This is a genomic window from Bacillus niameyensis, assembly GCF_001375535.1.
GTDB lineage: Bacteria > Bacillota > Bacilli > Bacillales > Bacillaceae_C > Lederbergia > Lederbergia niameyensis.
Genome location: NZ_LN831197.1, coordinates 3,848,160 through 3,866,128 on the forward strand (window position 1 = coordinate 3,848,160; position 17,969 = coordinate 3,866,128).

A 17,969-nucleotide genomic window follows, 5' to 3' on the forward strand; every position below is an offset into this window, starting at 1 on the left:
GGGAACCGTCCCCGCCAAGATTTTTATGGGCATGGTGAAGTTTCGGATGTTGCCATTAAACGTAAGCTTAGAAATCGTCTCCAAGATGAAGGGGAATCGATTCTAGTGCAATCGGATGAAAGACGCTCCGATTCATATCGCAGTATTAAAGATAGGGTTGATTCTGTTGAGGAATTGAAGAAATTGTTGACCAAATCCAAAGCAACTGGAACAGATGAACAAACTGCAGAGGTGATAGCAAGTCAGACATGGTATGACGTACGTGCATTTGGGCAGGTGTTCGCATTTAAGGGAGCGAAAATGTCCATTGGTATACGAGGGCCTGTCTCAATCCATACGGCAACAAGTATTGAACCAGTTGATGTAACGAGTATGCAAATTACGAAAAGCGTGAACTCCACTACAAATGAAAAGGATCCTAGTCAAAAAACAGCGGACACAATGGGGATGAAGCACCGCGTAGATTTTGGGGTGTATGTATTTTGCGGCAGCATCAACCCGCAACTTGCTGAGCGGACAGGCTTTACTTATGAAGATGCAGAGAAATTGAAAGAGGCGCTGAAAACTTTATTTGCTAATGATGCCTCATCAGCAAGACCGGATGGCAGCATGGAAGTGAACAAATTATTTTGGTGGGAACACAATTCCAAGTTAGGGCAATATTCATCCGCTGCCGTGCATCGCTCAATGAAAGTGGAAAAGGTAAAGGATAGCTGGCCATCGTCTATTGAAAACTACAAAATTACAGTAGAACCATTGGAAGGACTGTCAGTAGAAGAATATGACGGGCTATGAGGAAGAGGATTATCTGATGTTGTCAGGTATCCAGCATTTTGCCTTTTGTAGAAGGCAGTGGGCACTTATTCATATTGAACAGGAGTGGGAAGAAAATGTCTTAACTATTGAAGGAAATTACCTTCACGAAAAAGTAGATGATCCATTTTTGCGGGAAAAAAGAGGAGATACAATCTATGTGCGTGCACTACCAATTCACTCTGGAGAATTAGGAATTAGTGGAATATGTGATATGGTTGAATTCTCATTACATGAACAAGGCATACCACTGGCTAAAGAAAAGGGACTCTATCAACCGAAACCAATTGAATATAAACGCGGTAAACCAAAAACTCACGATGCAGATATTTTCCAACTTACTGCTCAAACGATATGTCTTGAAGAAATGCTTGGGACAAAGATTGAGGAAGCGGCCCTTTATTATCATGAAGTGAAACGACGTGAAACTTTAACAATTACTGAGGAAATGAAACAACGGGTTAGAGTGATGACAAAGGAAATGCATCATTACTATAAGCAAAGGCATACACCACGGGTGAAGACCGGAAAACATTGCCAGCGCTGTTCGTTACGCAATAGGTGCATGCCAGAACTTTTAGAGCGAGAGAAAGTATCAACTTACATGAATAGGATGTTGGCAGAGTGAAACAATTATTAAATACCGTTTATGTTTCTGATCCCGAAGTGTATCTCGCATTAAAAGGTAAGAATTTGAATCTATTAAAATCAGAGGAGTCTATTGCCCGGATTCCTTTGCATAATATTGAGGCGATATGTACGTTTGGATATCAAGGAGCAAGCCCAGCCTTAATGAATGAATGTTTGGAACAGAATATTAGCCTAACCTTCTTTTCCGGTAGGGGTCGCTTTCGGGGGCGTCTCACCGGGGAGCTAAACGGGAACGTCACTTTACGGAAAAAACAATACAGGATATCTGATGATGAAGAAAAGTCTGCCAGTATTTCAAAGCATATGATTATAGGAAAAATTTTTAACAGTGAACAGCTGTTAAAGAGGAATATAAGAGACCATGCTTTAAGGGTAGATGGTGAACGGATTAATAGGGCGATTGAAAGGTTGCAAGCGTCAAGAGCGGCTGTCAGTGAATGCGATAATCTAGATGGATTGCGTGGCATCGAGGGGAATGCAGCTAGTATTTATTATAGTGTCTTTGGAGAATGTGTTCTGCAACAGAAAGACGTGTTTTTCTTTCGTGGACGAAATCGGAGACCACCTTTAGACCCTGTAAATGCTATGCTCTCATTCGCATATTCGCTCCTAGCATCGGAAACAGCTGCTGCTCTTGAAGGAGTAGGCTTGGATTCATATGTAGGTTTCCTACATCGAGATCGTCCGGGGAGAACTTCGCTTGCTCTTGATCTAATGGAGGAATTAAGGCCTATTATTGCAGATAGATTTATCCTAAAGTTAATCAACCGTAAGCAAGTAAGCAGCCATGACTTTATTGTAAAAGAAAATAATGCTGTCATTTTAAAGGATGATGCACGTAAGAATTTTTTACAATTATGGCAAAAGGAAAAGCAACAATCTATTACACATCCTTTCTTAAAGGAAAAAATACCTTGGGGGCTTATCCCACACGTTCAAGCGTTATTATTAGCACGTTATCTTCGTGGGGATCTCGATGCATATCCCCCAATTCTAATTAGGTAGGTGTTCACAATGCTTGTTCTCGTTACCTATGATGTGGAGACACAAACAGATAGTGGCAAAAGACGCTTGCGGAAAATTGCCAAAAAATGTGAAGAATATGGTGTTCGAGTACAAAACTCTGTTTTTGAATGTATCGTGGATAGCACACAATTACGCCAACTCGAATTTGCACTTGAAGAAATCATTGATCCAGATGTTGATAGTTTACGATATTACCGCTTAGGTAATAACCATGATACAAAAGTTAGGCATATAGGTGCAAAGCCATCGATAAAAGTAGAGGATCCACTGATTTTCTGATGTGCGAACCTGAAGTGAACATGAAATCCCTGGGAGGTTCGCGCAACTTTTGAGCAAAAGATGCCTTATAGTATGATAAAACTTGTTTAAAAATATTTAGTTAATGGTTTGAAAAACAAGGTATAGTGATGGTGGTAGAAGTAATCTCTATATCTTGCGGTCACTCCCTGTATTGGGAGTGTGGATTGAAATCTTACGTCCGTCCTCATACTCGATAATCATTTTGGTCACTCCCTGTATTGGGAGTGTGGATTGAAATAGTCCTGTGGCCATTTCAACTCCAGTGCTGGCACCACCGTCACTCCCTGTATTGGGAGTGTGGATTGAAATGCTCAATTTTTTCCCCCCTCAATCGTTAAAGGTCGTCACTCCCTGTATTGGGAGTGTGGATTGAAATTTTTAAATTCTTCGATCCTTTTTAGATCTTTTTCCGTCACTCCCTGTATTGGGAGTGTGGATTGAAATTTGAAGATGGCAAGCTTCCTGTCGTAAATTTTGATAAGTCACTCCCTGTATTGGGAGTGTGGATTGAAATCTCAATCAAGGGGATGAGCATATCATATATTCGAGTCACTCCCTGTATTGGGAGTGTGGATTGAAATAATTTTTTTAAAAAATAAATTGCTACACTCCGTGTCACTCCCTGTATTGGGAGTGTGGATTGAAATCCTCTAATGCATCCAAGCTTTTTAAGAAGGATCGTCACTCCCTGTATTGGGAGTGTGGATTGAAATGATTTGAGCGTTGCGATTCTGCCCATGCGCAATCTGGTCACTCCCTGTATTGGGAGTGTGGATTGAAATTCCCAAGTCGATCATCGTCCGAGTAAATCCGAGGGTCACTCCCTGTATTGGGAGTGTGGATTGAAATTTATGGGATTATCAGAAAAAGCTTACTCAATTTACTGTCACTCCCTGTATTGGGAGTGTGGATTGAAATAATAATGATTCCCCTAGCGTATGAATCAAAGTGCGTCACTCCCTGTATTGGGAGTGTGGATTGAAATGGCTTTCTAACCTCACTGACGCGATAGCCGTACATTGTCACTCCCTGTATTGGGAGTGTGGATTGAAATAAAATAGGGTGAACACCTGAAACATCGGGATTGGTGTCACTCCCTGTATTGGGAGTGTGGATTGAAATATATTTGCCTTTTGTAGATCGGTGACGTTTGTTTGGTCACTCCCTGTATTGGGAGTGTGGATTGAAATTACTTCTTTTAATTCGATTATCATCGGGTATCACCGGTCACTCCCTGTATTGGGAGTGTGGATTGAAATAATTTCTGCTTTCCTAGCTTCGATGGATTTGAGAGTCACTCCCTGTATTGGGAGTGTGGATTGAAATTAGAAAATGTGCTAGTGCCTATCGGGACGTTTTGTCACTCCCTGTATTGGGAGTGTGGATTGAAATGTTTGTCGGCCGTAGATCGAATGCACAAATTCGGTCACTCCCTGTATTGGGAGTGTGGATTGAAATATAACAATTAAAACTGTAAGTGGACACTTTAATACCGTCACTCCCTGTATTGGGAGTGTGGATTGAAATTACATATGAGTTATGGCAGATCAAGAATAGAGTTGGTCACTCCCTGTATTGGGAGTGTGGATTGAAATTACGAACTACACTACCATAGAAGGAGCTAATCTTGTCACTCCCTGTATTGGGAGTGTGGATTGAAATTATTCCGTGGTAACTCTTACCTGACCCTACCGCGTCACTCCCTGTATTGGGAGTGTGGATTGAAATCTGCCCCCAATACAGTAGACAGTTTACGTATAAGCGTCACTCCCTGTATTGGGAGTGTGGATTGAAATATAATGCTCATTGCTTTCCACTCATCTATCATAGTCACTCCCTGTATTGGGAGTGTGGATTGAAATAATTCTTCCTTTATGCTACTTGCCAATAAAACATCGTCACTCCCTGTATTGGGAGTGTGGATTGAAATATATGCTTGTTTATCAAACCTCTTAGAATAAGCTCGTCACTCCCTGTATTGGGAGTGTGGATTGAAATACTTAGGTTCGGGCCATACGGACACGTAAAAGGCGTCACTCCCTGTATTGGGAGTGTGGATTGAAATAGCCCTCCTCCCTCAGACTTTTTTACAATCTTAGTCACTCCCTGTATTGGGAGTGTGGATTGAAATAGTTTCTTCAACTGGTTCGTCTTCCTTCTTACTTGTCACTCCCTGTATTGGGAGTGTGGATTGAAATAACAATTGTGAGTGATGTTTCACTTAACCTTTTCTGTCACTCCCTGTATTGGGAGTGTGGATTGAAATTATTATCGGTGGGTTAATTGTTGCTAATAAAGTGAAGTCACTCCCTGTATTGGGAGTGTGGATTGAAATGCACATGTCGCACGTTGGTTCGGTCATTGGTCTAGTCACTCCCTGTATTGGGAGTGTGGATTGAAATAAAAGATGATGAGACAATATCTTTAATGGTATTTAGTCACTCCCTGTATTGGGAGTGTGGATTGAAATCACCATCGTGATATGTTATCTTTATTTTTTGCAGTCACTCCCTGTATTGGGAGTGTGGATTGAAATAGCAGTATTAGAAAGTGATGTACGCATACTATTAAAGTCACTCCCTGTATTGGGAGTGTGGATTGAAATACAACGTGCAACATTTCTAGGCGAGGGAAAGAAAGTCACTCCCTGTATTGGGAGTGTGGATTGAAATTTCGCTTCAGCTCGTTAGTATCCCAAAAGATTAACGTCACTCCCTGTATTGGGAGTGTGGATTGAAATACAAATACACCGTTCACCATTTTTCCTTTGCGAGTCACTCCCTGTATTGGGAGCGTGGATTGAAATTATGTATGCACTGTGCACAATATGCACTTTGAAGGGTCACTCCCTGTATAGGGGGTGTGGATTGAAACAAAAAGAATGGAGAACAGCGAGAGAAGTGAGCCTAAGATCTAAAAGCCCAAAAGCCCAAAAGCCCAAAAGCCCAAAAGCCCAAAAGCCCAAATGAACAATCGTTTTGACAAATTAGAGCAAAGAATGTCAACGGCAGAGACGAAAGTGGATCCTCTGCAATCTGACAATTCAGATATAAAAAAGGGACAAGTTCGCCAGGACAAAATTCTTGCGTCGTTAGCAATGAGATCACTAGAACAAGAAACAGAATTACGTGAATTGAAACGAAAAAAGTGAAACACGAAAGCTCGAGTTTCACTTTATTTCTTCACCAAATCATGCTTAAATGCATAAATCGCTGCTTGTGTGCGATCTTGGATTTCCAGTTTGCTTAAAATATTGCTCACATGGGTTTTGACGGTTTTTAATCCGATAAAAAGTTCATCGGCGATTTCTTGATTTGTTTTTCCGGCAGCAATGAGAAGTAGGATTTCATGTTCGCGATTAGTCAGCTGTTCGTGTAATAGCGGTTGATGCTTTTCTTTCATTCTAGCCATCATTTTCCCCGTTACTTCCGGTTCGAGCACAGATTGCCCCTTATATGTAGAGCGGATCGCATCTGCAATTTCACTGGCAGTGGAGGTTTTTAATATATAGCTGCTCGCGCCCGCTTCGAGAGCGGGGTAGACCTTTTCATCATCTAAAAAGCTCGTGACAATCATGATTTTTGCTTCCGGCCATTGTTTTAAGATTAATTTTGTTGATTCAATTCCGTCCATCGGTTCCATGACGAGATCCATTAAAATAATATCGGGGCGAAGGGCTAAAGCCATTTCCGCACCTTCTGCACCATCACTCGCTTCACCAACTACTTCAATATCCTTTTGCACGGACAAATAGGCAGAAACACCAATGCGCACCATTTCGTGATCATCTATTAATAGCACCTTTATCATGATTTTCATTCCTTTATATTAAAATCGGTACTTTTATTTCAATGCTTGTTCCATTATCTTTTATGCTAATCATCTTCAAGTTGCCGCCAATTTCAGCCGTTCTTTCCTTCATATTGGATAATCCGTAGGAGCCGACATGATTATTGCTTGTGTCAAATCCCTTCCCATTATCGGTGATTTTCAAGTAAACAAAGGGATGAATTTGTTTTAAACTAACTTCTAATACGGTTGCCTTCGCATGTCTTAAAGTATTGGAGACGGCTTCTTGAACAATTCGGAATAAATGATCTTCTACTCCTTTTTCAAGATGGACGTCTTGAATATTCCAAATCACTTTAATTGGGATTTTTGCTGTTACTTCTGATAGAACTTCTTCAATTCCGGCTTTTAAGCTTTTTCCGTCAAGTTGAACAGGCCGTAAATGTAATAAAAGTGCTCTCATTTCTGTTTGTGCTTCATTTACGATCCCTTCGACGAGCTTTAATTGTTTTAAAGCTGTTTCACTTGCAGGGTCAGGATTTTGGTTGATGGCGGATAAAAGCATCGTTGCCGCAAATAGTTGTTGGCTGACAGAGTCGTGTAATTCGCGGGCAAGTCGATTTCGTTCTTTTGTCAGCACTTCTTCTTTTAACTGCTGATTCCATTCGACTCTTTCGCTAGTGAATCGTTGTTGAACAATCGCTTGCTCTTTTAGACGGCTGGCAATCGTTTCTAGTCTTTGCCAGATGATAGAAAATTCATCGTCCTGTTTTTGTTTTTCTATTTGAATTTCGTAATTTCCTTGTTCGATTTCAAATAAACCGGCTGCTAAGTCGTCGTTTTTCTTTTGGATCGTACCACCAATGATCCATCCTGTTACAACTCCTAAAACAATACAAAGCACTACTAAAAAAATACCGCTCGGAATCCAAAAAAACGTCTTTTTCAGCAATATTTCATACCATTCTACATCATCAACAAAAAACAAAAATGCCGTCCCGATTAGGAGAGCGGAAATAAGGGAGACAGAGGCGAAATAGAGGGAGAATGTTTTTCTAATTCTCATATTCGCTTCACCTCTATATCTCCAATCATGACGTTTGTCATAATTTTAATCGTTCTAATCGATTCTTGAGCGGAATCAGGAGCGTAAATGATATTGGAGTTAAAGAGTTCCATCTCTTCATCGAAAATTTTCATTTTGCCACTAATGGACGAATGATTGACAACGACCGCAGCATCAAATGGAACGAGTATTTTTATGTTTCCAATGAAACTTCTGACGAGAACGACATTTTCGCCATGGGGAAGCATCGTCATACTAAGATCAATGATCGTATCGCCAAAGCCACATTGAATATTGATGTCATCCCATTCATACACTCCATTGTTTTTTTGCTTACTGCCGATGAAGCTGTTTTTAAAATAGGGAATCTTCTTATGAAGGTGTGAGGAAGTGTCCCCTGGTTCCACTGTTTGGACAACAATCTTTTCCGGATGTTTCTTCGTTTTATTGTATTCATATAATCCGTACACGACGGCAAAGATCACAATTAATTTTAGAAAACCAGAAGATAAAACAGGTATAGCGATGAGAATGATCCCAATAATGAAATAAGTGTTTTGCTTTTTTTTCAAATACCTTCCTTGGTAAATCAGAAAGCTCCCAATTAAAAGGGGGATAAATAGCCGCCAATTAAAGAGAATTTCCAAACCGACTCCAATAGCTGTAATGAGGAAAATCCAGCCAATGACGCTTGTTTTACTCATTTTTTTCATTTTAATTTATCCCCCTTTCATTTCATAGAGTAGTGAAAAAAGAAAGGCATGTAACAACTGCCTCTCGTTTCATATGTTAACTGCTCGTAAAAGCTCGATTGGTTTAACTAACAGTCAGTGGGGCTAATCACAATTTCTTGTAGTAAAGTCTCCATGAACAATGTTCACATACCTAACCCCCACNGGGTATCACCGGTCACTCCCTGTATTGGGAGTGTGGATTGAAATAATTTCTGCTTTCCTAGCTTCGATGGATTTGAGAGTCACTCCCTGTATTGGGAGTGTGGATTGAAATTAGAAAATGTGCTAGTGCCTATCGGGACGTTTTGTCACTCCCTGTATTGGGAGTGTGGATTGAAATGTTTGTCGGCCGTAGATCGAATGCACAAATTCGGTCACTCCCTGTATTGGGAGTGTGGATTGAAATATAACAATTAAAACTGTAAGTGGACACTTTAATACCGTCACTCCCTGTATTGGGAGTGTGGATTGAAATTACATATGAGTTATGGCAGATCAAGAATAGAGTTGGTCACTCCCTGTATTGGGAGTGTGGATTGAAATTACGAACTACACTACCATAGAAGGAGCTAATCTTGTCACTCCCTGTATTGGGAGTGTGGATTGAAATTATTCCGTGGTAACTCTTACCTGACCCTACCGCGTCACTCCCTGTATTGGGAGTGTGGATTGAAATCTGCCCCCAATACAGTAGACAGTTTACGTATAAGCGTCACTCCCTGTATTGGGAGTGTGGATTGAAATATAATGCTCATTGCTTTCCACTCATCTATCATAGTCACTCCCTGTATTGGGAGTGTGGATTGAAATAATTCTTCCTTTATGCTACTTGCCAATAAAACATCGTCACTCCCTGTATTGGGAGTGTGGATTGAAATATATGCTTGTTTATCAAACCTCTTAGAATAAGCTCGTCACTCCCTGTATTGGGAGTGTGGATTGAAATACTTAGGTTCGGGCCATACGGACACGTAAAAGGCGTCACTCCCTGTATTGGGAGTGTGGATTGAAATAGCCCTCCTCCCTCAGACTTTTTTACAATCTTAGTCACTCCCTGTATTGGGAGTGTGGATTGAAATAGTTTCTTCAACTGGTTCGTCTTCCTTCTTACTTGTCACTCCCTGTATTGGGAGTGTGGATTGAAATAACAATTGTGAGTGATGTTTCACTTAACCTTTTCTGTCACTCCCTGTATTGGGAGTGTGGATTGAAATTATTATCGGTGGGTTAATTGTTGCTAATAAAGTGAAGTCACTCCCTGTATTGGGAGTGTGGATTGAAATGCACATGTCGCACGTTGGTTCGGTCATTGGTCTAGTCACTCCCTGTATTGGGAGTGTGGATTGAAATAAAAGATGATGAGACAATATCTTTAATGGTATTTAGTCACTCCCTGTATTGGGAGTGTGGATTGAAATCACCATCGTGATATGTTATCTTTATTTTTTGCAGTCACTCCCTGTATTGGGAGTGTGGATTGAAATAGCAGTATTAGAAAGTGATGTACGCATACTATTAAAGTCACTCCCTGTATTGGGAGTGTGGATTGAAATACAACGTGCAACATTTCTAGGCGAGGGAAAGAAAGTCACTCCCTGTATTGGGAGTGTGGATTGAAATTTCGCTTCAGCTCGTTAGTATCCCAAAAGATTAACGTCACTCCCTGTATTGGGAGTGTGGATTGAAATACAAATACACCGTTCACCATTTTTCCTTTGCGAGTCACTCCCTGTATTGGGAGCGTGGATTGAAATTATGTATGCACTGTGCACAATATGCACTTTGAAGGGTCACTCCCTGTATAGGGGGTGTGGATTGAAACAAAAAGAATGGAGAACAGCGAGAGAAGTGAGCCTAAGATCTAAAAGCCCAAAAGCCCAAAAGCCCAAAAGCCCAAAAGCCCAAAAGCCCAAATGAACAATCGTTTTGACAAATTAGAGCAAAGAATGTCAACGGCAGAGACGAAAGTGGATCCTCTGCAATCTGACAATTCAGATATAAAAAAGGGACAAGTTCGCCAGGACAAAATTCTTGCGTCGTTAGCAATGAGATCACTAGAACAAGAAACAGAATTACGTGAATTGAAACGAAAAAAGTGAAACACGAAAGCTCGAGTTTCACTTTATTTCTTCACCAAATCATGCTTAAATGCATAAATCGCTGCTTGTGTGCGATCTTGGATTTCCAGTTTGCTTAAAATATTGCTCACATGGGTTTTGACGGTTTTTAATCCGATAAAAAGTTCATCGGCGATTTCTTGATTTGTTTTTCCGGCAGCAATGAGAAGTAGGATTTCATGTTCGCGATTAGTCAGCTGTTCGTGTAATAGCGGTTGATGCTTTTCTTTCATTCTAGCCATCATTTTCCCCGTTACTTCCGGTTCGAGCACAGATTGCCCCTTATATGTAGAGCGGATCGCATCTGCAATTTCACTGGCAGTGGAGGTTTTTAATATATAGCTGCTCGCGCCCGCTTCGAGAGCGGGGTAGACCTTTTCATCATCTAAAAAGCTCGTGACAATCATGATTTTTGCTTCCGGCCATTGTTTTAAGATTAATTTTGTTGATTCAATTCCGTCCATCGGTTCCATGACGAGATCCATTAAAATAATATCGGGGCGAAGGGCTAAAGCCATTTCCGCACCTTCTGCACCATCACTCGCTTCACCAACTACTTCAATATCCTTTTGCACGGACAAATAGGCAGAAACACCAATGCGCACCATTTCGTGATCATCTATTAATAGCACCTTTATCATGATTTTCATTCCTTTATATTAAAATCGGTACTTTTATTTCAATGCTTGTTCCATTATCTTTTATGCTAATCATCTTCAAGTTGCCGCCAATTTCAGCCGTTCTTTCCTTCATATTGGATAATCCGTAGGAGCCGACATGATTATTGCTTGTGTCAAATCCCTTCCCATTATCGGTGATTTTCAAGTAAACAAAGGGATGAATTTGTTTTAAACTAACTTCTAATACGGTTGCCTTCGCATGTCTTAAAGTATTGGAGACGGCTTCTTGAACAATTCGGAATAAATGATCTTCTACTCCTTTTTCAAGATGGACGTCTTGAATATTCCAAATCACTTTAATTGGGATTTTTGCTGTTACTTCTGATAGAACTTCTTCAATTCCGGCTTTTAAGCTTTTTCCGTCAAGTTGAACAGGCCGTAAATGTAATAAAAGTGCTCTCATTTCTGTTTGTGCTTCATTTACGATCCCTTCGACGAGCTTTAATTGTTTTAAAGCTGTTTCACTTGCAGGGTCAGGATTTTGGTTGATGGCGGATAAAAGCATCGTTGCCGCAAATAGTTGTTGGCTGACAGAGTCGTGTAATTCGCGGGCAAGTCGATTTCGTTCTTTTGTCAGCACTTCTTCTTTTAACTGCTGATTCCATTCGACTCTTTCGCTAGTGAATCGTTGTTGAACAATCGCTTGCTCTTTTAGACGGCTGGCAATCGTTTCTAGTCTTTGCCAGATGATAGAAAATTCATCGTCCTGTTTTTGTTTTTCTATTTGAATTTCGTAATTTCCTTGTTCGATTTCAAATAAACCGGCTGCTAAGTCGTCGTTTTTCTTTTGGATCGTACCACCAATGATCCATCCTGTTACAACTCCTAAAACAATACAAAGCACTACTAAAAAAATACCGCTCGGAATCCAAAAAAACGTCTTTTTCAGCAATATTTCATACCATTCTACATCATCAACAAAAAACAAAAATGCCGTCCCGATTAGGAGAGCGGAAATAAGGGAGACAGAGGCGAAATAGAGGGAGAATGTTTTTCTAATTCTCATATTCGCTTCACCTCTATATCTCCAATCATGACGTTTGTCATAATTTTAATCGTTCTAATCGATTCTTGAGCGGAATCAGGAGCGTAAATGATATTGGAGTTAAAGAGTTCCATCTCTTCATCGAAAATTTTCATTTTGCCACTAATGGACGAATGATTGACAACGACCGCAGCATCAAATGGAACGAGTATTTTTATGTTTCCAATGAAACTTCTGACGAGAACGACATTTTCGCCATGGGGAAGCATCGTCATACTAAGATCAATGATCGTATCGCCAAAGCCACATTGAATATTGATGTCATCCCATTCATACACTCCATTGTTTTTTTGCTTACTGCCGATGAAGCTGTTTTTAAAATAGGGAATCTTCTTATGAAGGTGTGAGGAAGTGTCCCCTGGTTCCACTGTTTGGACAACAATCTTTTCCGGATGTTTCTTCGTTTTATTGTATTCATATAATCCGTACACGACGGCAAAGATCACAATTAATTTTAGAAAACCAGAAGATAAAACAGGTATAGCGATGAGAATGATCCCAATAATGAAATAAGTGTTTTGCTTTTTTTTCAAATACCTTCCTTGGTAAATCAGAAAGCTCCCAATTAAAAGGGGGATAAATAGCCGCCAATTAAAGAGAATTTCCAAACCGACTCCAATAGCTGTAATGAGGAAAATCCAGCCAATGACGCTTGTTTTACTCATTTTTTTCATTTTAATTTATCCCCCTTTCATTTCATAGAGTAGTGAAAAAAGAAAGGCATGTAACAACTGCCTCTCGTTTCATATGTTAACTGCTCGTAAAAGCTCGATTGGTTTAACTAACAGTCAGTGGGGCTAATCACAATTTCTTGTAGTAAAGTCTCCATGAACAATGTTCACATACCTAACCCCCACTGCTTGAAGTTTCACTTTATTGTACCACGTTTTCATCTTCAATTTTCACTTTTTCAGAGCGACTCATTTCCTTTGCGATTTCTTTTACTTTAGCATCAAAAATGGTAATCGCATATTCGTCATCCATGTCATTTTCCTGTTGCTTCATGGATCTTTGGAGAGTGTCGATTCTATCTGCTGTTTCACCAAACTCTGTTTCATCAAGCAGTTTATTCATCTTTTCTTTCATAGAAAGGACGTTTTCTTGCCCCATTAGTTCCATTCTTTTAAAATGCATGTCTTTCACTTTCAGTTTCATCTCTTCATGTTTTTGTTCCAACTCACTTAATTGCTCAATTGCTGTTTCGTAAGAACGAGTTAGACGCTCTACTTGTTCCTCTGCTTGCGCCTGGTATCTAAGAGCAATCTCTGCTAAATCTTCTGCACCCGCATTCATCGCAATTTTACCTTGTTCTCTTCTCTTGTCAGCAAGGTCTTGGGCCAGTTTCAATTCTTTTTTAAATTCCTCTGTTAAAATTCGTTGCCTCTCAATTAATTTTTCGGCTTTAGTTACTTCAGCCTCGCTTTCACGTAAGTATTTATTTAGCAACGAAACCGGGTCTTTTTTATCTGTTGCAACTTCGGATACAGTTTGTAGATCAGACATAATAGTTGATTTTACTTTTTCAAAAAATTGATTCATGATATTGTGCGCTCCTTTTATCGGTTATTTTGTAACTCTTCCCATTGGCGTTCAAATCCTTCGAAAGGATCAACTTTCTCCTCAGTAGGGGGTTGTGGGCTCTTTTTTGGTCCTTTATCCCAATTTCTATAAATCGTGTATAGAACATACACAGCGGCAATTCCAAACAGGGCTGGGAGACTGTGGAACAAACCAGATAGACCGATGAAGCCAATGATGGCCCAGATGATTTTTCCAGCTGTTGAATCTGTTGCTAAAAATTGCTTTAGCGAAAAGTAGACAATCACTCCACAAATCGCCATGCCGATCATTGCTCCTAAATTGGATAGAGCCACGATCCCCATAATAATCGCGAGTACAACGAGCCAAAACTTTTTCAATTTAATTTCCTCCTTTCATCCTTGTACCTCTACTTTAAAGAAAAATGAAAGACGAAAGAACCAGCCTCAGCTTGATTTATTTCTCAGACCTGAGGCGGAGGAGGCTAGGTTTTACTACGAATGATTTCGTTTCACTAGATAAGTGACCCCTAGCTGACAATCAGTTTTGGCTTGTATTAAAGGGAAGTATATAGACAGGAATCTATAAATATATTGAAACAATGGAAAAGGTATGCCCGACGAAATAGTCAAATGTACTATTTAACGTCAGTATAATTTGGTAAAATGGAAATAGGCAAAAATATCTACGTCGGGAGGGGTAATAGATTGTCAACCTACAAGGATAAATGGTGGTATTCGACTCCAATGATTTTCGGACTTGCACTATTTGGAGTCTTGATTGTACCGGCATTGGTGGCAACTGCGTTATTAGTTGTTCAAGTAATAAAAAGGAAAGAATTCTATACCTTCATTCATGAAGATGAGTTGCTGAGTACACCAATTAAAGAAAAAAGGGAAATAGTAGCAAGGTTAGATGCAGGTATAAAAGAAAAAGGCAAAATTTTAGATGATCAAGAAGGTTTCATAAGGAAGCTTCGGGAAGAGTTTGATGCATCAACGTACGAAGAAAAAACGGAGATTGTTGAAAATGCAAAACTCGAAGCTGAGCGTATAGCAAAAGATGCTGAGGAAGCACTGAAAGACGTAGTTGATAAAACAGTAGAATACAATGCAAATATTAATAATTTATCAGAGGAACATGAAAGTTTACTTCGTGAAGTAAATAGATATAGAAATCAAGCTAGAAAGTTTAAGTCAGAGATTGTAGGTTTAAAAAACTTTCATGAAAGATTTCCATATACAATTAATTTTGAGGGTGTAGAAAAGAAAATAGAGGAATTACGAAATGAGCTATCTGAGGATTCAATTCTTGGAACAGTACTTAGACTTCACCTTCACTCTGATCATTCTAAGGAATTAAGGAAATTATCGAGTGCTACGAATAAAGAAATAAAAAACGTACTAGTTAATTACGAGGACCGATATACCACTAAAGCAAATAAAACGATTTACAATTTAATGATCATAGGACTTCAAGCTGAAATACAAATTCTGCTATTTCAATTAAAATATAATAAATTAGAAGAATCCATTCAGTCTGTCCAGGATATTATCACTAAATATTTGGCCATCTGTGGAGAAGGGAATCGTAATATTCTTTCGACGATAACCAAATTCTTGACAGAAATTGAACCGTTATATATAGAACTTATTAATATTGAATATAAGTACTATGTATACAGGGAGCAGGAAAAAGAAGAACAAAGAATGATTAAAGAACAAATGAAACAAGAAGCGGCAGAGAGGAAACTTCTTGCTGAAGAACAAAAGAAACTTGATAATGAGGAACGTAAATTCAAAGTAGAGATGGAAAGAAATAAAGAATTACTTTTAAAGGAAACTGACAAAGAGAAGATAGGCCAGCTACAAGATCGCCTCAAAGAATTGGAACAGCAAATGATGAATATTGAGGAAAAGAAAGAAGAGATTGCTAGTCTTACTCTAGGAAAAGCCGGTTATGTATATATTATCTCCAATCTAGGGTCATTTGGTCAGAACATGTTTAAAATTGGTATGACAAGAAGAATGATTCCGCAAGATAGAATAGATGAACTAGGAAGCGCTTCAGTTCCCTTTAAATTTGATGTGCATGCAATGATTTTTAGTGATGATGCAGTAGGATTGGAACAGCAGTTGCATAAGGAGCTCAATGATAATAGGGTAAATAAAGTTAACTATCGAAAGGAATTCTTTAGGACAGACATTAATGCTTTAAAAGATATGGTTGAAGATATTGATCCAACAGCAGAATTTGTAACAACGATGTTGGCTGAAGAATATCGGCAAAGCCTTGCCATTAAAGAGTCTGTTGCGGTGTGAGGAGAAAGCGGTTTATATAAATTGTAGTTTGATGGCGTATATGCTATCGTTTTATATAACATATGATGAACTATTGTAGGAAAGACCCTAACCTATACTAAAATATGAGAGGGTGAGATAGTTGAGTGAATTCTATAGGAAATATGCTGATATTGTCGGTGAAAACAGGGTAGACCATTTAAGAATGCAAGGGTATTTTGCCGCGCAAATAAAAAAAAGAAGGCGTCAATTAAAGTTATCTCAACAACAGTTAGCTGAATTGGTCGGTAAACCGAAATCGACAATCGGTCGCATAGAGGCTGGGCTAACATTCCCTAAATTGGAAACTCTTTATGAAATCTCAAAAATACTCGATATTCCTTTTGTGATAGACGGAAGGAATGAGCGAGGACAGCAAGAAAATACTATCAAGTTATGATATGAGACGTTATAATTAGCTGAAGGTGAAAAGTTGAGACAGAAGAATAGAATTTGACTCCAATCTCCTCAAAAGAGTAGCAACAATTCCCTCCTGGGGAATCAACATTGGACAATATCAAAAAATAAGAAAGGACTCTAGCATAAACTAGAATCCTTTTCTATTTATATAAACCCCTTATTTCTCCCCACTTAATTTCACTAAGATTTTTGCTTGGCTTTTATCGTGAAGTAAAGCTTCAAAGCCTTTTTCTACAATCTCTTCCAATTCTATATGATCAGTGATAACTGGAGAAGGATCAAGTTGTCCACTGGCAATCAGTTTCACAGTTGTTTCAAACACATCTGGTTCATAGGCGAGGGAAGAGGCCAAATGGACACCGCTCGCTGTTAAGAGCATTGGATTAAACTCTACTGGCGCTTCAAAAATGGAAACGATTGTATTGACACCTCTTGCACGGGTAACCGCAATCGATTGGTTAAATGTTTGCGGAACTCCTGCCACTTCAAACGTGCGATCAACACCATCTGGATAGAAAGACTTAACGTATTCAACAGGATCTTTTTCAGCTGAATTGACAACATGAGTTGCACCAAGTTCTTTAGCTTTTTTCAAACGTGGTTCAGAAATATCAAATACAAATATGTCTCGTGCACCTGCCGCTCTTAAGGCAATAATGGTTAGTAGACCGATTGGTCCTGCACCGAAGACAGCAGTCGATTCGCCAAATTTGAATCCAGATTCTTTCACTGCTTGAACCGCAACTGCTGTTGGTTCAACAAGTGCCGCGATTTCTAGAGACATATCATCTGGAAGTTTAACAACATTCTTTTGATCGACAACGACGAATTCGGCAAATCCACCATCAGAATTTAACCCAACAAACCCAAATCCTTTATACATATCCACTAATGGATCTTTATGAGTACCACTGATGAGTAACGGATTAATCGCTACTTTGTCGCCAATTTTTAATCCGCTAACAGAAGAACCTACCTCTTCAACAACGCCGGAAAATTCATGTCCCATTGCTAGTGGTGCTTGTACACCTGATAAAGGATCTGGTGCATTAGCTGGGATGATAACAGGGCCAACATTATATTCATGTAAGTCACTACCACAAATACCTGCCCAAGCTACTTTCACTTTTACTTGATTACTAGAAACGGATGGAACCTCGCGCTCTTCAACACGAATATCTTTTGCTTGATACCATACTGCTGCTTTCATAATAGACCCCTCCTGATTCAATAACTGGAAAATGATGTTTATACTTTCACTTTATAAATTATGTGGGAAAACATCAATAAATTACAAAAAGTGTCGGTCAAATGTCATAATTTGAAGAAAAGTGTAGAATGCACATTATATTCGCATAGAGCTATTTCGTGTGAAAATTTAAAGGGAAAATTTATTAATTATGCGTCAGAATGTAATCGAATCTCGTCAAAGTAGGGAAGGGAGGTAGCT

17 protein-coding genes and 2 CRISPR repeat arrays are annotated in these 17,969 nt (G+C 39.3%); of the genes, 8 read left to right on the forward strand and 9 right to left on the reverse strand.

The window, feature by feature from the left end; genetic code table 11:
- From cas7c to BN1243_RS22190, 5 genes are all read left to right on the forward strand, one after another.
- On the forward strand, positions 1–795 hold a 795-nt coding region (gene cas7c / locus BN1243_RS17690), incomplete at its 5' end, for a type I-C CRISPR-associated protein Cas7/Csd2 (RefSeq protein WP_062109040.1).
- A 16-nt stretch (positions 796–811) separates the two neighbouring features.
- Positions 812–1,441: a CRISPR-associated protein Cas4 gene (cas4, locus tag BN1243_RS17695; protein ID WP_326569848.1), complete on the forward strand. Its 630-nt coding sequence runs from the start codon at positions 812–814 to the stop codon at positions 1,439–1,441.
- Positions 1,438–2,469 (forward strand): type I-C CRISPR-associated endonuclease Cas1c, encoded by a 1,032-nt coding sequence (gene cas1c / locus BN1243_RS17700; RefSeq protein ID WP_062109036.1) that lies wholly within the window; start codon positions 1,438–1,440, stop codon positions 2,467–2,469. The genes cas4 and cas1c overlap by 4 nt, the downstream gene beginning before the upstream one ends.
- Before the next feature lie 9 nt (positions 2,470–2,478).
- Positions 2,479–2,769, forward strand: a complete 291-nt coding sequence (gene cas2, locus BN1243_RS17705; protein ID WP_062109038.1) for a CRISPR-associated endonuclease Cas2 — start codon at positions 2,479–2,481, stop codon at positions 2,767–2,769.
- Positions 2,770–2,928: 159 nt separating this feature from the next.
- Positions 2,929–5,664: direct repeats of the CRISPR family, unit length 33 nt; unit sequence GTCACTCCCTGTATTGGGAGTGTGGATTGAAAT.
- 124 nt (positions 5,665–5,788) lie between these two features.
- On the forward strand, positions 5,789–5,941 hold the full coding sequence (locus BN1243_RS22190) for a hypothetical protein (RefSeq protein ID WP_154669893.1): 153 nt from the start codon (positions 5,789–5,791) through the stop codon (positions 5,939–5,941).
- Between the two features lie 23 nt (positions 5,942–5,964).
- Here BN1243_RS22190 and BN1243_RS17710 read toward each other — a convergent pair whose 3' ends face one another.
- The 3 genes from BN1243_RS17710 to liaF (BN1243_RS17720) are packed head-to-tail and all read right to left on the reverse strand — an operon-like array spanning position 5,965 to position 8,358.
- Positions 5,965–6,600 (reverse strand): response regulator, encoded by a 636-nt coding sequence (locus BN1243_RS17710; RefSeq protein ID WP_062109041.1) that lies wholly within the window; start codon positions 6,598–6,600, stop codon positions 5,965–5,967.
- A gap of 13 nt (positions 6,601–6,613) precedes the next feature.
- Complete coding sequence (locus tag BN1243_RS17715) at positions 6,614–7,645, reverse strand: sensor histidine kinase (RefSeq protein WP_062109042.1); 1,032 nt, start codon at positions 7,643–7,645, stop codon at positions 6,614–6,616.
- Positions 7,642–8,358 (reverse strand): cell wall-active antibiotics response protein LiaF, encoded by a 717-nt coding sequence (liaF, locus tag BN1243_RS17720; RefSeq protein WP_062109043.1) that lies wholly within the window; start codon positions 8,356–8,358, stop codon positions 7,642–7,644. Before liaF (BN1243_RS17720) ends, BN1243_RS17715 begins: the two co-directional genes overlap by 4 nt.
- 195 nt (positions 8,359–8,553) lie before the next feature.
- Positions 8,554–10,201: a CRISPR direct-repeat array (repeat unit 33 nt; unit sequence GTCACTCCCTGTATTGGGAGTGTGGATTGAAAT).
- A gap of 124 nt (positions 10,202–10,325) precedes the next feature.
- Here liaF (BN1243_RS17720) and BN1243_RS22195 point away from each other — a divergent pair.
- Complete coding sequence (locus tag BN1243_RS22195) at positions 10,326–10,478, forward strand: hypothetical protein (protein ID WP_154669893.1); 153 nt, start codon at positions 10,326–10,328, stop codon at positions 10,476–10,478.
- 23 nt (positions 10,479–10,501) lie between these two features.
- Here the strand turns inward: BN1243_RS22195 and BN1243_RS17725 are convergent, their stop codons facing one another.
- The 5 genes from BN1243_RS17725 to BN1243_RS17745 form a co-directional block, all read right to left on the reverse strand.
- Entirely contained in the window at positions 10,502–11,137 is a 636-nt protein-coding gene (locus BN1243_RS17725) for a response regulator (RefSeq protein WP_062109041.1), read from the reverse strand.
- Between the two features lie 13 nt (positions 11,138–11,150).
- Positions 11,151–12,182 (reverse strand): sensor histidine kinase, encoded by a 1,032-nt coding sequence (locus tag BN1243_RS17730; protein WP_062109042.1) that lies wholly within the window; start codon positions 12,180–12,182, stop codon positions 11,151–11,153.
- Positions 12,179–12,895, reverse strand: a complete 717-nt coding sequence (gene liaF, locus BN1243_RS17735) for a cell wall-active antibiotics response protein LiaF (RefSeq protein ID WP_062109043.1) — start codon at positions 12,893–12,895, stop codon at positions 12,179–12,181. The genes BN1243_RS17730 and liaF (BN1243_RS17735) overlap by 4 nt, the downstream gene beginning before the upstream one ends.
- Positions 12,896–13,094: 199 nt before the next feature.
- Entirely contained in the window at positions 13,095–13,760 is a 666-nt protein-coding gene (locus tag BN1243_RS17740) for a PspA/IM30 family protein (protein ID WP_062109044.1), read from the reverse strand.
- 17 nt (positions 13,761–13,777) lie between these two features.
- Complete coding sequence (locus BN1243_RS17745) at positions 13,778–14,140, reverse strand: lmo0954 family membrane protein (RefSeq protein WP_069201802.1); 363 nt, start codon at positions 14,138–14,140, stop codon at positions 13,778–13,780.
- A gap of 327 nt (positions 14,141–14,467) precedes the next feature.
- On the opposite strand from BN1243_RS17745, the gene BN1243_RS22765 reads away from it, so the two are divergent.
- Both BN1243_RS22765 and BN1243_RS17755 read left to right on the forward strand, forming a co-directional pair.
- Positions 14,468–16,081: a GIY-YIG nuclease family protein gene (locus BN1243_RS22765; protein WP_230200249.1), complete on the forward strand. Its 1,614-nt coding sequence runs from the start codon at positions 14,468–14,470 to the stop codon at positions 16,079–16,081.
- Between the two features lie 121 nt (positions 16,082–16,202).
- Positions 16,203–16,499, forward strand: coding sequence for a helix-turn-helix transcriptional regulator (locus tag BN1243_RS17755; RefSeq protein ID WP_062109045.1), 297 nt, complete (start codon positions 16,203–16,205; stop codon positions 16,497–16,499).
- A gap of 177 nt (positions 16,500–16,676) precedes the next feature.
- On the opposite strand, the gene BN1243_RS17760 is transcribed toward BN1243_RS17755, so the two are convergent.
- Positions 16,677–17,729 (reverse strand): 2,3-butanediol dehydrogenase, encoded by a 1,053-nt coding sequence (locus BN1243_RS17760; protein ID WP_062109047.1) that lies wholly within the window; start codon positions 17,727–17,729, stop codon positions 16,677–16,679.
- Between the last annotated feature and the right edge of the window lie 240 nt (positions 17,730–17,969).